This window comes from Curtobacterium sp. YC1 (assembly GCF_016267665.1).
Lineage (GTDB): Bacteria > Actinomycetota > Actinomycetes > Actinomycetales > Microbacteriaceae > Curtobacterium.
The window spans coordinates 2,811,755-2,826,340 of record NZ_CP066341.1 but is presented as its reverse complement, the minus strand read 5'-3'; the positions used below and the strand labels follow the sequence as shown (position 1 = coordinate 2,826,340).

Annotated in this window: 8 protein-coding genes and 3 rRNA genes; all 11 read left to right on the top strand. The window is 65.2% G+C overall.

What is annotated here, in order from left to right; all coding sequences use genetic code 11:
* Positions 1 to 432 precede the first annotated feature (432 nt).
* The 11 genes from I8920_RS13285 to I8920_RS13235 all read left to right on the top strand — a co-directional run bounded on the left by I8920_RS13285 (position 433) and on the right by I8920_RS13235 (position 14,536).
* Positions 433 to 1,954, top strand: a 16S ribosomal RNA gene (locus I8920_RS13285).
* Between the two features lie 427 nt (positions 1,955 to 2,381).
* Positions 2,382 to 5,507: ribosomal RNA gene (locus I8920_RS13280) — 23S ribosomal RNA — on the top strand.
* 156 nt (positions 5,508 to 5,663) lie between these two features.
* Positions 5,664 to 5,780, top strand: a 5S ribosomal RNA gene (rrf, locus tag I8920_RS13275).
* The 16S, 23S and 5S rRNA genes sit together here, the layout of an rRNA operon.
* 139 nt (positions 5,781 to 5,919) lie before the next feature.
* A complete protein-coding gene (locus I8920_RS13270; protein ID WP_198656777.1) occupies positions 5,920 to 7,164 on the top strand; it encodes a hypothetical protein in 1,245 nt (414 codons plus the stop codon).
* Positions 7,053 to 7,901 carry a hypothetical protein gene (locus I8920_RS13265; protein ID WP_198656776.1) on the top strand — a complete coding sequence of 283 codons (849 nt, stop codon included), beginning with the start codon at positions 7,053 to 7,055 and terminating at the stop codon, positions 7,899 to 7,901. Before I8920_RS13270 ends, I8920_RS13265 begins: the two co-directional genes overlap by 112 nt.
* Complete coding sequence (locus I8920_RS13260; RefSeq protein WP_198656775.1) at positions 7,858 to 8,904, top strand: HAD-IIA family hydrolase; 1,047 nt, start codon at positions 7,858 to 7,860, stop codon at positions 8,902 to 8,904. The genes I8920_RS13265 and I8920_RS13260 overlap by 44 nt, the downstream gene beginning before the upstream one ends.
* A gap of 10 nt (positions 8,905 to 8,914) precedes the next feature.
* Positions 8,915 to 9,082 (top strand): hypothetical protein, encoded by a 168-nt coding sequence (locus I8920_RS13255; RefSeq protein WP_198656774.1) that lies wholly within the window; start codon positions 8,915 to 8,917, stop codon positions 9,080 to 9,082.
* Positions 9,075 to 9,908 (top strand): TlyA family RNA methyltransferase, encoded by an 834-nt coding sequence (locus I8920_RS13250; protein WP_232832746.1) that lies wholly within the window; start codon positions 9,075 to 9,077, stop codon positions 9,906 to 9,908. Before I8920_RS13255 ends, I8920_RS13250 begins: the two co-directional genes overlap by 8 nt.
* A complete protein-coding gene (locus I8920_RS13245; RefSeq protein WP_198656772.1) occupies positions 9,905 to 10,828 on the top strand; it encodes an NAD kinase in 924 nt (307 codons plus the stop codon). Before I8920_RS13250 ends, I8920_RS13245 begins: the two co-directional genes overlap by 4 nt.
* A gap of 97 nt (positions 10,829 to 10,925) precedes the next feature.
* On the top strand, positions 10,926 to 12,620 hold the full coding sequence (gene recN / locus I8920_RS13240) for a DNA repair protein RecN (protein WP_198656771.1): 1,695 nt from the start codon (positions 10,926 to 10,928) through the stop codon (positions 12,618 to 12,620).
* A 200-nt stretch (positions 12,621 to 12,820) separates the two neighbouring features.
* Positions 12,821 to 14,536, top strand: a complete 1,716-nt coding sequence (locus I8920_RS13235) for a CTP synthase (RefSeq protein ID WP_225558630.1) — start codon at positions 12,821 to 12,823, stop codon at positions 14,534 to 14,536.
* The last annotated feature ends 50 nt before the right edge of the window (positions 14,537 to 14,586 follow it).

Here is a 14,586-nt window from a genome sequence, read left to right as displayed (position 1 = left end):
GTTCTTACTCGTCACCCCAAAGGTGCGGCGGAGCGGCTGGAGCGAAAGCCCAGAGCACGCCGGCCCTCAAGCGGGACCATCCTCCACTGAAGTTCAGATCGGGCCTTGCGCTGGATCGCTTCGACGCTTAGGATGACAAGCCCACCGGTTCTCTCCCATCGGGATGAGCCACTGGACCTCCGGGTCCGACGAACGACCGGTGGCAAGCCAAGTACACAAGCCTTGTGGCTGACGCTCGAACTCGAGCCGAGGAGCAAGTGCGTCTGGTCCTTGAGAACTCAACAGCGTGCACATTGTCAATGCCAATTTTATTGACCTCGTGCCTGGCCTTTTGGCTGGGTTTGAGACAATTCCTTTTGGATTGAAGATTGTCAGTAGACAGTCGACAGTCAGAATCAACTCGCTGACGCTTTCGGGTGTTGGTTGTAATTTTTTACGGAGAGTTTGATCCTGGCTCAGGACGAACGCTGGCGGCGTGCTTAACACATGCAAGTCGAACGATGATGCCCAGCTTGCTGGGTGGATTAGTGGCGAACGGGTGAGTAACACGTGAGTAACCTGCCCCTGACTCTGGGATAAGCGTTGGAAACGACGTCTAATACTGGATACGACTGCCGGCCGCATGGTCTGGTGGTGGAAAGATTTTTTGGTTGGGGATGGACTCGCGGCCTATCAGCTTGTTGGTGAGGTAATGGCTCACCAAGGCGACGACGGGTAGCCGGCCTGAGAGGGTGACCGGCCACACTGGGACTGAGACACGGCCCAGACTCCTACGGGAGGCAGCAGTGGGGAATATTGCACAATGGGCGAAAGCCTGATGCAGCAACGCCGCGTGAGGGATGACGGCCTTCGGGTTGTAAACCTCTTTTAGTAGGGAAGAAGCGAAAGTGACGGTACCTGCAGAAAAAGCACCGGCTAACTACGTGCCAGCAGCCGCGGTAATACGTAGGGTGCAAGCGTTGTCCGGAATTATTGGGCGTAAAGAGCTCGTAGGCGGTTTGTCGCGTCTGCTGTGAAATCCCGAGGCTCAACCTCGGGCTTGCAGTGGGTACGGGCAGACTAGAGTGCGGTAGGGGAGATTGGAATTCCTGGTGTAGCGGTGGAATGCGCAGATATCAGGAGGAACACCGATGGCGAAGGCAGATCTCTGGGCCGTAACTGACGCTGAGGAGCGAAAGCATGGGGAGCGAACAGGATTAGATACCCTGGTAGTCCATGCCGTAAACGTTGGGCGCTAGATGTAGGGACCTTTCCACGGTTTCTGTGTCGTAGCTAACGCATTAAGCGCCCCGCCTGGGGAGTACGGCCGCAAGGCTAAAACTCAAAGGAATTGACGGGGGCCCGCACAAGCGGCGGAGCATGCGGATTAATTCGATGCAACGCGAAGAACCTTACCAAGGCTTGACATACACCGGAAACGGCCAGAGATGGTCGCCCCCTTGTGGTCGGTGTACAGGTGGTGCATGGTTGTCGTCAGCTCGTGTCGTGAGATGTTGGGTTAAGTCCCGCAACGAGCGCAACCCTCGTTCTATGTTGCCAGCGGGTTATGCCGGGGACTCATAGGAGACTGCCGGGGTCAACTCGGAGGAAGGTGGGGATGACGTCAAATCATCATGCCCCTTATGTCTTGGGCTTCACGCATGCTACAATGGCCGGTACAAAGGGCTGCGATACCGTAAGGTGGAGCGAATCCCAAAAAGCCGGTCTCAGTTCGGATTGAGGTCTGCAACTCGACCTCATGAAGTCGGAGTCGCTAGTAATCGCAGATCAGCAACGCTGCGGTGAATACGTTCCCGGGCCTTGTACACACCGCCCGTCAAGTCATGAAAGTCGGTAACACCCGAAGCCGGTGGCCTAACCCTTGTGGAAGGAGCCGTCGAAGGTGGGATCGGTGATTAGGACTAAGTCGTAACAAGGTAGCCGTACCGGAAGGTGCGGCTGGATCACCTCCTTTCTAAGGAGCATCTGGCATCGCTTGCGGTGTCCAGGCGCCCGATTCGGACCGAACGTGTCCGACGGGTAGCTCATGGGTGGAACATTGACAGTGCAGTTGGGAGTGATGCTTCCGGTCTCAGTACGTCCTGCTTGCAGGGTTGGAACGGGTTGGGGTGGAGCTGCTGGCTGGTGCACGTTGTTGGGTCCTGAGGGACCAGGCTTCTCGGTCTGTGATGGACTGAGGGTTGAGCCGTGACTGGGACGGGTTCGTTCTGGTTGCTGGTTCTTCGTCGGGCCGGTGTGATCCTACCTGTGGGTGGGGGAGTGCTGGTGCCGATCGTATGTTGAGAACTACACAGTGGACGCGAGCATCTTTGATTCGCGTCATCCATGATCAGCCTTCGGGTTGTTGATTGGTGACGTTGGATCGCAATTTTAATCTTTGTGGTCAAGTTTCTAAGAGCAAACGGTGGATGCCTTGGCATCTGGAGCCGAAGAAGGACGTAGAAATCTGCGATAAGCCTCGGGGAGCTGATAATCGAGCTTTGATCCGAGGATTTCCGAATGGGGAAACCCCGCCAGGCGTTCTGCGACCTGGTGACTCCCGCCTGAATATATAGGGCGGGTAGAGGGAACGTGGGGAAGTGAAACATCTCAGTACCCACAGGAAGAGAAAACAACATGTGATTCCGTGAGTAGTGGCGAGCGAAAGCGGATGAGGCTAAACCGATCATGTGTGATAGCCGGCGGGCGTTGCATGGTCGGGGTTGTGGGACACGTCGCTCAGTTCTGCCGGACTGGGGCGGTTACAGCGCATCATAGTCGAACCGGTTTGAAAGCCGGGCCGTAGTGGGTGCCAGCCCCGTAGACGAAATGGTGTTATGGCCGGATGTGTATCCCAAGTAGCACGGGGCCCGAGAAATCCCGTGTGAATCTGTCAGGACCACCTGATAAGCCTAAATACTCCCAGATGACCGATAGCGGACAAGTACCGTGAGGGAAAGGTGAAAAGTACCCCGGGAGGGGAGTGAAATAGTACCTGAAACCGTTTGCTTACAAACCGTCGGAGCCTCCTTGTAGGGGTGACGGCGTGCCTTTTGAAGAATGAGCCTGCGAGTTAGTGATATGTGGCGAGGTTAACCCGTGTGGGGCAGCCGTAGCGAAAGCGAGTCTGAATAGGGCGTTTGAGTCGCATGTTCTAGACCCGAAGCGAAGTGATCTATCCATGGCCAGGTTGAAGCGACGGTAAGACGTCGTGGAGGACCGAACCCACTTCAGTTGAAAATGGAGGGGATGAGCTGTGGATAGGGGTGAAAGGCCAATCAAACTTCGTGATAGCTGGTTCTCTCCGAAATGCATTTAGGTGCAGCGTTGCGTGTTTCTCGCCGGAGGTAGAGCTACTGGATGGCCGATGGGCCTCAACAGGTTACTGACGTCAGCCAAACTCCGAATGCCGGTGAGTGAGAGCGCAGCAGTGAGACGGTGGGGGATAAGCTTCATCGTCGAGAGGGAAACAACCCAGACTACCAACTAAGGTCCCTAAGCGTGTGCTAAGTGGGAAAGGATGTGGAGTTGCACAGACAACCAGGAGGTTGGCTTAGAAGCAGCCACCCTTGAAAGAGTGCGTAATAGCTCACTGGTCAAGTGATTCCGCGCCGACAATGTAACGGGGCTCAAGCACACCACCGAAGTTGTAGATTTCGCACATTCGACAAGCCTTCGTGGTTCAGTCGTGCGGAGTGGTAGGAGAGCGTCGTGTGGCGAGTGAAGCGGCGGAGTGATCCAGCCGTGGACGCTACACGAGTGAGAATGCAGGCATGAGTAGCGAAAGACGGGTGAGAAACCCGTCCTCCGAAAGACCAAGGGTTCCAGGGCCAGGTTAATCCGCCCTGGGTAAGTCGGGACCTAAGGCGAGGCCGACAGGCGTAGTCGATGGACAACGGGTTGATATTCCCGTACCGGCGAACAACCGCCCAAGCTAATCCAGTGGTGCTAAGAGTCCTAACCCGGCTCACCGGATCCCTTCGGGGTGATGGTGTCCGGTCTAACGCTCGACCCCATGCTGGTGCGGTTAGCGTATGAACAGGTGTGACGCAGGAAGGTAGCTGAGCCAGGCGATGGTATCCGTAAGGTGATCCTGGTGTAAGGATGTAGGGCTGACGATAGGCAAATCCGTCGTCTGTGTGCCTGAGATCCGACGCGTACCCGTAAGGGGAAATCAGTGATCCTATGCTGCCGAGAAAAGCATCGACGCGAGGTTGCAGCCGCCCGTACCCGAAACCGACTCAGGTGGTCAGGTAGAGAATACCAAGGAGATCGAGAGAATCGTGGTTAAGGAACTCGGCAAAATGCCCCCGTAACTTCGGGAGAAGGGGGGCCGGACGCGTGACCGGACTTGCTCCGTGAGCGTTGAAGGCCGCAGAGACCAGTGGGAAGCGACTGTTTACTAAAAACACAGGTCCGTGCGAAGTCGCAAGACGATGTATACGGACTGACGCCTGCCCGGTGCTGGAAGGTTAAGAGGAAGGGTTAGCCTTTGGGCGAAGCTCTGAATTTAAGCCCCAGTAAACGGCGGTGGTAACTATAACCATCCTAAGGTAGCGAAATTCCTTGTCGGGTAAGTTCCGACCTGCACGAATGGCGTAACGACTTCCCAGCTGTCTCAACCGCGAACTCGGCGAAATTGCACTACGAGTAAAGATGCTCGTTACGCGCAGCAGGACGGAAAGACCCCGTGACCTTTACTACAGTTTGGTATTGGTGTTCGGAGTGGCTTGTGTAGGATAGGTGGGAGACTGTGAAGCGGGCACGCTAGTGTTCGTGGAGTCATTGTTGAAATACCACTCTGGTCACTTTGGATGTCTAACGTAGGACCCTGATCGGGTTCATGGACAGTGCCTGATGGGTAGTTTAACTGGGGCGGTTGCCTCCCAAAGAGTAACGGAGGCGCCCAAAGGTTCCCTCAACCTGGTTGGCAATCAGGTGGCGAGTGTAAGTGCACAAGGGAGCTTGACTGTGAGACTGACAGGTCGAGCAGGGACGAAAGTCGGGACTAGTGATCCGGCAGTGGCTTGTGGAAGCGCTGTCGCTCAACGGATAAAAGGTACCTCGGGGATAACAGGCTGATCTTGCCCAAGAGTCCATATCGACGGCATGGTTTGGCACCTCGATGTCGGCTCGTCGCATCCTGGGGCTGGAGTAGGTCCCAAGGGTTGGGCTGTTCGCCCATTAAAGCGGTACGCGAGCTGGGTTTAGAACGTCGTGAGACAGTTCGGTCCCTATCCGCTGCGCGCGTTGGAAATTTGAGAAGATCTATCCCTAGTACGAGAGGACCGGGATGGACGAACCTCTGGTGTGTCAGTTGTTCTGCCAAGGGCACCGCTGATTAGCTACGTTCGGACCGGATAACCGCTGAAAGCATCTAAGCGGGAAGCCGTCTTCGAGATGAGATTTCCATGCACCTTGAGTGTGAGAGGCTCCCAGCAGACTACTGGGTTGATAGGCCGGATGTGGAAGCGGGGACTAACGACCCGTGGAGCTGACCGGTACTAATAAGCCGAAGACTTGATAACACACTGATTTCCCGCACCTTGTGTGCGGGGCTCGCGTCCACTTTGTGGTTCCCGACAGACGATCGGGAATCAAACTGAATACACCGCTCCACCCACTTTTGTGTGGGTGGTAGCCGGGACAGCTTTGAGACCAAGCATCATCATGGTCGAGAGTGTTCCGGTGGTCATAGCGAGAGGGAAACGCCCGGTCACATTCCGAACCCGGAAGCTAAGCCTCTCAGCGCCGATGGTACTGCAAGGGGGACCTTGTGGGAGAGTAGGACGCCGCCGGACTTAACGTAAGAAAGATGTGGCCATCGGCCCTCCATCGAGAACTCGCAGGGGAGACCCGCGTTCTCGGTCGGGGCCGGTGGCCATTTCTGTTTTCTGGATGCCGCTCGACGCCGGCTCCGGTTCGTGATGGACTGGAGTGGTGGCGCCGGTGCGACCGACACACAACACAACGACACAGCGGACGAACGCTCGAGCCATCGCTCGGGCACGCGATGAGGAGCAACGGTGGCGAACGACGACGATCAGCGGCGGAACGACGGCGACCGCGGAGATCGACCACGGCGCGACGGCGATCGGTTCCCCCGCCGCGACGGAGCTCCGCGTCGGGACGGACAGGGCAGCGGACGCTGGTCGTCCGGGCCGCGTGACTTCGAACGCCGCGAAGGCGAACGTCGTGACCGTCCGCAGGGTGGCCGTCCGAGCCGGGACGGCGATGCACGTCGCGACAGCGCTCCGCGTCGCGACGGGGATCGTCCCTTCCGGTCGTCGAGTGATCGGAACGACCGGCCCTCCTGGCAGCGTGACCGTGGCGACGCTGGTCGTCCGCCGCGCGGCGATGGGCCCCGCGGTGACACGCGTCCGGGCCCGGACGGGAACCGTCCCTTCCGTGGGGGTTCCGACCGTCCGGCTCGTGATGGTGATCGTCCGTACCGTGGGGGTTCTGACCGTCCGGCTCGTGATGGGGATCGTCCGTACCGGGGTGGTTCTGACCGTCCGGCTCGTGATGGGGATCGTCCGTACCGGGGTGGTTCTGACCGTCCGGCTCGTGATGGGGATCGTCCGTACCGGGGTGGTTCTGACCGTTCGGCTCGTGATGGGGATCGTCCGTACCGGGGTGGTTCTGACCGTTCGGCTCGTGACGGGGACCGTCCCTTCCGCGGTGGTTCCGACCGTCCCTTCCGTGGTGGTTCTGACCGTCCGGTTCGTGATGGGGATCGCCCGTACCGGGGTGGTTCCGACCGTCCGGCTCGTGATGCTGATCGTCCGTACCGTGGCGGTTCCGACCGTCCGCGTCGTGACGGCGACCGCCCCGCTCGCGGTGGCTCGGACCGACCCTTCCGCGGCGGCTCCGACCGCCCGCGCCGTGACGGAGGAGAGGAGCGTCGCCGCTTCGGTGACGGCACCCGCCACGCAGGTGCTCGCTTCGGCGAGGCTGCCCGCGACGACTGGGAGGACCGCGACCCCTACGGCACGAAGTCGATCCGCCCGCGCCACGACGACCCGGAGATCCCCGAGGAGATCCAGGCGCGTGACCTCGACCCGGCGGCGCGCATGGAGCTCAAGACCCTCAGCAAGGACAACGCGGACTGGGTCGCCCGACACCTGGTGGCTGCTGCGCTGTTCGTCGACGACGACCCGGAGACGGCGAACCAGCACGCCCTGAGCGCCGCCCGCCGTGCGGGCCGCGTCGGCGTCGTCCGTGAGACCGCCGCGATCACCGCGTACCGACTCGGTGACTTCGCGACGGCGCTGCGCGAGCTCCGCACCTACCGGCGGATCTCGGGTCGCAACGACCAGCTGCCGATGATGGTGGACTGCGAGCGCGGGCTCGGTCGGCCGGAGCGGGCGCTGGAACTCGGCCGTTCGGTGGAGCGGTCCGCGCTCGAGACGCCGGTGCAGGTCGAACTCGCCATCGCCATGTCCGGTGCGCGCCTCGACCTCGGGAATCCCACAGCTGCCCTCGGCGAGCTGGAGATTCCACAGCTCGACCCGTCGACGGCCTACACGTGGTCGCCGGCGCTCTACAGTGCTTACGCGGCAACGCTCGAGGAGCTCGGTCGTCAGGACGAGGCCGACGAGTGGTGGGCCCGTGTCGACCGTGCGGTAGCGGCGCTGGCCGAGATCGCGGACGAGAACGCTTGGGAGACAGTTGATGTGGTCGAGGAAACGCTCGAAGTCGAAGAACACGGAGACGCCGGAGTCGACGGCGCCGACGACCGCGGGGCCGACGGTGGCTCGGCCGACGAGCTCGGCGACACAGCCGACGCCGTCGATGACGAGCCAGTCGTCGACGACGAGCCAGCCCTCGACGACCTCGACGACGACACCTCCGCAGCCGACGAGCCCGGCGAGATCGATGACGACAACCCCCGGGACATCGACGGCTCCGCAGCCGGCTGAGACCCCGTCGGCACCGATCGACGGCGTCGACGTGGTCCTCACCGACCTCGACGGCGTCGTCTACCGGGGCCGCAAGGCGATCCCGCACGCGGTCGACGCCCTGACGCGGGCCTCGCGCACGGCACGCGTCGGGTACATCACGAACAACGCCTCACGGCGGCCGGTCGACGTCGCCGAGCACCTCGAGGGCTACGGGCTCGAGGTGTCCGAGGGCGATGTCGTCACGTCGTCGCAGGCCGGCGTGCAACTGCTCGCGACCCTGGTGCCGGCCGGTTCGACCGTGCTGGTGACGGGCGGGCTCGGCCTGTCGAGCATCGTCGAGGCCGCGGGGTTCACGGTGACGGCCAGTGCTGATGATGCTCCGGCGGCGGTCATCCAGGGGTTCTCGCCGGACCTCGGGTGGACGGAGCTGGCCGAGGCCTCGTTCGCGCTGGCCGACCCGGACGTGCCGTGGGTGGCCACGAACATGGACTGGTCGATCCCGGTCGAGCGCGGCATCGCACCCGGCAACGGCACGCTCGTGTCCGCGGTGCACCAGGCCGTCGGTCGGATGCCCGTGGTGGCGGGCAAGCCCGAACGCCCGATCTTCGACACCGCGATCGAGCGGTTCGGCGGCGGCCGCACGCTCTTCATCGGCGACCGGCTCGACACCGACATCAAGGGCGCGAACGACGCCGGCATCCCCAGCGTGCTCGTGCTCACCGGCATCGACCAGGCGAAGCAGGTCCTCGCGGCCGACCAGCGCTCGCGTCCGTCGTTCGTGCTCGAGGACCTGCGCGGGCTGTCCGAGCCGTACCCGGTGACGGTGCGGCGTGAGGACCCGGACGGCACCCGGTACGCGACGGTCGGGACCGCCACCGTGGCGATGCGCGGGCACGTCGTGCGGGTGCTCGACGCGGGTTCGGCCATCGACCGGCTGCGCGCCGGATCGACGATCATCTGGGAGTCGGGCCTGGCGATCTACGGCCTCGACGTCGACCCGCAGCTCTACGGCGGCGAGTAGCGTGGCGGGCGTGCCAGACCCCGAGCAGTCGACCGCAGGACCGGACCAGCCGGACACCTTCGCCGCACGCACCGACGCGGCCGAGGGCCTGCCGCTCGGCGAGCGTGCCGATGCCTTCTCGGCGCTCCACGACGAGCTGCGGACGCGGCTCGAGAGCGGTGGCTCCGCGAGTGCCTGAACCGGACGGAGCCGTGCCCGACGCGACGCCGGTCCGGCTGGACGTGCTCCTGGCCGCCCGCGGGCTGGCCCGGTCGCGGGGCGTTGCCACGAGACTGATCCACGACGGCCGGGTCACGGTCGACGGGCGTGCGGTGGTGAAGCCGTCGACGCCGACCGCCCCCTCGGCGGACATCGTCGTCGACGCCGAGGACGAATGGGTCTCGCGTGCCGCACGCAAGCTCGTCGGTGCCCTCGACGCGTTCGCGGTCGACCCCACCGACCGTGTCGTGCTCGACGTCGGAGCGAGCACCGGTGGCTTCACCCAGGTGCTGCTCGCACGGGGAGCGCGCCGGGTCGTCGCGCTCGACGTCGGGCACGGGCAGCTGCACCCGACGGTCGCGCTCGACGAACGGGTCGCCGTGGTCGAGGGGACGAACGCGCGGAACCTGACCCGGACGGAGTACCTGGCCCTCGATCCGGCTGCGAGCGAGACGAGCCTGGTGGTGGGGGACCTGTCGTTCATCTCGCTCCGGCTCGTCCTGCCGGCCCTGGCCGAGGCCGTGCCGGCCGACGACTTCGTCCTGCTGGTCAAGCCGCAGTTCGAGGTCGGACGCGGCGGCGTCCGCGAGGGGATCGTGCACGACCCCGGGCTGCGGAACGACGCCCTCATGAACGTCCTCTGGGCAGCGTGGGACCTCGGTCTCGGCACCACCGGCCTGGCGGCGTCGCCGATCGTCGGGACGCACGGGAACCACGAGTACCTCGCCCGCTTCCAGCGCGGTGTCGGGGGCAATCCGACAGAATGGAGAGTCCGGGCGACCGAACTCACGGAAGGGTCTTCATGAGCGACGAACGGCACATCCTGCTCGTGTCCCACACGGGCCGCCGTGACTCGATCGACGCTGCGGTCGAGGTGTGCGACCTGCTGCACGCGGCCGGGGTCACGCCCGTGATGCCCTTCGACGAGTACGCCGACATCCGGCGAGCCGAGGCCTCGGTCGGCAAGGTCGACATCCTCGGCGTCGACGTCCAGGCGGCCCAGCTCGAGATCGTCATCGTGCTCGGCGGCGACGGAACGATCCTGCGAGCCGCCGAACTCGCGCGGAACACCGGTGCCCCGCTGATCGGCGTGAACCTGGGCCACGTCGGGTTCCTGGCGGAGAGCGAACGCGACGGGTTGGCGGAGACCGTCGAGCGTGCCCTGTCCGGCGAGTACAACGTCGAAGAGCGCGTCACCCTGCAGGTCGACGTCGTCGTCGGCAACCAGATCGTCTACTCGAGCTGGGCGCTCAACGAGGCCACCATCGAGAAGGCCTCGCGCGAGCGGATGCTCGAGGTCGTGACCGAGGTCGACGGCCGCCCGCTGTCGTCGTTCGGGTGTGACGGCGTCGTCGTGTCCACACCGACCGGCTCGACGGCGTACTCGTTCTCGGGCGGCGGACCCATCGTGTGGCCGGACGTCGACGCCCTGCTCATGGTGCCGCTCAGCGCCCACGCGCTCTTCTCGCGACCGATCGTGGTCGGGCCCGACTGCACCCTGGCGATCGAGGTGCTCCGGCGCACGAGTGGCGTCGGCGTGCTGTGGTGCGACGGACGACGAACCCACGACCTGCCGCCGGGAGCCCGCGTCGAGGTCCGGCGTTCGCCCGACCCGGTGCGTGTCGCACGGCTCAAGGACGCCCCGTTCACCGACCGACTGGTCGCGAAGTTCCAGCTGCCCGTCGCCGGGTGGCGTGGCCCCCAGACCGACGAGGACGACCTGTGATCGGCGTGGGACGACGCATCAGCAGCGGCATCCACGTCCGAGCCGCGCTCGTCGCCGGGACGACCTGCTCGCAGCGACCGGTCGAGGGAGGTCGAGCATGATCGAGGAGATCGCGATCCGTGACCTCGGCGTGATCGGCGAGACCACGCTCGAGCTCGGACCCGGCTTCACGGTCGTCACCGGCGAGACCGGTGCGGGCAAGACCATGATCGTCACGGCGCTCGGCCTGCTGCTCGGCGCTCGCGCGGACGCCGGCTCGGTGCGTCGGGGCGCCACGAGTGCGGTCGTCGAGGGCCGGTGGCACGTGCCCGAGCAGGCAGCGGTCGCCGAGCGCGTCGAGGACGCGGGTGGCGCCGTCGAGGACGGCGAACTCATCCTGACCCGCACGGTCTCCGCCGAGGGGCGCAGCCGCGCGACGGTCGGCGGACGCAGCGCTCCGGTCGCGGTGCTCGGGGAGCTCTCCGACCAGCTCGTGACGGTGCACGGTCAGTCCGACCAGATCCGACTGACCTCGGCCACGGCGCAGCGCGCTGCCCTCGACGGGTTCGGCGGTGCCGCGCTCGAGAAGGCCCTGGCCCGGTACGTGGCGGCGTACGACGCCTGGCAGCAGCACGCCGGCGAACTCGAGACCCTGGTGCGCGACCGCGACGACCGCGTCGCCGAGGCCGAACGGATCCGGGCGGCCTCCGACGAGATCGAGGCGGCCGACCCGCAGCCGGGCGAGGACGTCGAGCTGGCGGAACGAGCCGAGCGGCTCGGTAACCTCGAGGAGCTCCGGCTGTCCGCGGCCCTGGCGCACGAGGCGCTGTCGAGCGAGTCGCTGGACGGCGTCTCCGACGTGGTCGGCCTGGTCGAGTCCGCCCGCCGAGCGGTCGAGCGCGTCGTCACCTCCGACGCCGCGCTGCAGCCGGTGCTCGAGCAGCTCACGGAGCTCGGGATCCAGGCGGCCGAGGCCTCGGCGAGCATCTCCAGCTACCTCGGCTCGTTGGAGCCCGAGGCCGGGCACGACCTCGAACTCATCAACGAGCGCCGCGCCCTGCTGGCGGGCCTCACCCGCAAGTACGGCGAGACCGTCGACGACGTCATCGCGTACGGGCAGCGTGCGAGCGACCGACTCCTCGAGCTCGACGGCGACGACGACCGGATCACGGCCCTGCAGCAGGCGGTCGAACAGGACGAACAGGCGCTGGAGTCCGCCGCCGCCACGCTGACCGCGGCGCGCACCAAGGCCGCCGCCGACCTGGCGAAGCGCGTGACCGCCGAGCTGAAGACCCTGGCCATGGGCGGCGCGACGCTCGTCGTCGAGGTCACCGATGCGGGGGAGTACCGCCGGCACGGCCGGGACCAGGTGACGATCCTGCTCCAGCCGCACTCCGGCACCGACCCACGTCCGATCGGCAAGGGTGCCTCGGGCGGTGAGCTGTCGCGGGTCATGCTCGCGATCGAGGTCGTCATGGCGGGCAGTACGACGGTGCCGACGTTCGTCTTCGACGAGGTCGACGCGGGCGTGGGTGGCGCGGCGGCGATCGAGATCGGACGACGCCTGGCGAAGCTGGCCGAGCGCACACAGGTCATCGTCGTGACGCACCTGGCGCAGGTTGCGGCGTTCGCGAACAACCACCTCAACGTCGTGAAGGACGCCAGCGGTGCGGTGACCTCGTCGAGCGTGCGACGGCTCGAGGGCGAGGACCGCCTGCAGGAGATGGCCCGGTTGCTCTCGGGGCTCGGGGACAGCGCCAGCGGCATCGAGCACGCCCGCGAGCTGCTCGACGTGGCCGGCCAGCGGACGTGACCACCGGGCCGCACACGACCTCGGCCTCCGGAGCGGCCGGCGCCCCGGCGGCGCCGGTGCCCGGTGGCGCCGGCGACCCACCCGCGCACCACGCGGTCCCGAGCGCGACCACGGCCTGAGGAGACGGCCACCCACCCGCGCAACGCCCGTGGCGAATCGAGGTCGCGCCTCCCGGCAGTTCTGACGTACGATGGAATCCCGTGGCGGACACTCTCAGCGGCGGTACCAATTCTTCGATCTCGACCCCGAAGGTGACGAAGCAGATCTTCGTGACCGGCGGGGTCGTCTCGTCTCTCGGCAAGGGCCTGACGGCGGCCAGCCTCGGCAACCTGCTCACGGCTCGCGGCCTCAAGGTCGTCATGCAGAAGCTCGACCCGTACCTCAACGTGGACCCGGGCACCATGAACCCGTTCCAGCACGGCGAGGTCTTCGTGACCGACGACGGTGCGGAGACGGACCTGGACATCGGGCACTACGAGCGCTTCCTCGACATCAACCTGTCGCAGGCCGCGAACGTCACGACCGGTCAGGTGTACTCGACGGTCATCGCCAAGGAGCGTCGTGGCGAGTACCTCGGCGACACCGTGCAGGTCATCCCGCACATCACCGACGAGATCAAGCGCCGGATGCGTGAGCAGGCCCAGAGCGACCCGCAGCCCGACGTCATCATCACCGAGGTCGGTGGCACGGTCGGTGACATCGAGTCGCAGCCGTTCATCGAGTCGGCACGTCAGGTGCGGCACGAGCTCGGCCGCAACAACGTGTTCTTCGTGCACGTCTCGCTGGTGCCGTTCATGAACGCGTCGGGCGAGCAGAAGACCAAGCCGACGCAGCACTCCGTCGCCGCGCTCCGCTCGATCGGCATCCAGCCCGACGCCCTCGTGCTCCGCTCCGACCGTCCGGTGTCGGAGTCGAACAAGCGCAAGATCGCGCTCATGTGCGACGTGGACGAGGACGCCGTGGTGAACGCGGTGGACGTCCCCTCGATCTACGACCTGCCGACGCTGCTCAACAACCAGGGCCTCGACCAGGTCATCGTCGACGCGCTCAAGCTCGACGCGGGCACGGTCGACTGGACGGCGTGGACCCCGGTCCTGCGCGCCGTGCACGAGCCGAAGAAGCACGTCACCATCGCGTTGGTCGGCAAGTACATCGATCTGCCGGACGCCTACTTGTCCGTCACCGAGGCGCTCCGTGCGGGTGGCTTCGCCCACGACGCCAAGGTCACGCTGAAGTGGGTCGTGTCCGACGACTGCACCACGCCCGAGGGCGCGGCGAAGCAGCTCGGCGACGTCGACGGCATCTGCATCCCCGGTGGGTTCGGCGTGCGCGGCATCGAGGGCAAGCTCGGCGCGCTGCGGTTCGCGCGTGAGCAGGGCATCCCGACGCTCGGCCTGTGCCTCGGCCTGCAGTGCATGGTCATCGAGTACGCGCGGCACGAGGCCGGCCTGACCGACGCGTCGAGCACCGAGTTCGACCCGGAGACCTCGACCCCGGTCATCGCGACCATGGCCGAGCAGGTCGACATCATCGCCGGGGGCGACCTGGGCGGCACGATGCGCCTGGGCCTGTACCCGGCGTCGTTCAGCGAGGGCTCGCTGGCGGCGGAGCTGTACGGTGCGCCGGAGGCCTCCGAGCGGCACCGTCACCGCTACGAGGTGAACAACACGTACCGCCAGCAGATCGCCGACGCCGGCCTGGTGTTCTCGGGCACCTCGCCCGACGGCACGCTGGTGGAGTACGTCGAGCTGCCGCGCGAGGTGCACCCGTTCTACATCGCCACGCAGGCGCACCCGGAGCTGCGCTCGCGTCCGACCGACGCGCACCCGCTGTTCGCGGGGCTCGTCGCTGCCGCGATCGAGCGCCACGAGGCGTCGAGCCTGTTCGACCCGGAGACCGAGGAGCAGGTCGCGTAAGCGCAGGGTCCCCACGCTCGGACGGGAGGCGCGGTGCCAGCGGGCACCGC

Coding starts and splice junctions, on each gene's coding strand:
- I8920_RS13265 (WP_198656776.1), top strand. CDS start 7,053: ATGGAGCTCAAGACCCTCAGCAAGGACAACGCGGACTGGGTCGCCCGA.
- I8920_RS13260 (WP_198656775.1), top strand. CDS start 7,858: ATGACGACAACCCCCGGGACATCGACGGCTCCGCAGCCGGCTGAGACC.
- I8920_RS13245 (WP_198656772.1), top strand. CDS start 9,905: ATGAGCGACGAACGGCACATCCTGCTCGTGTCCCACACGGGCCGCCGT.
- recN (WP_198656771.1), top strand. CDS start 10,926: ATGATCGAGGAGATCGCGATCCGTGACCTCGGCGTGATCGGCGAGACC.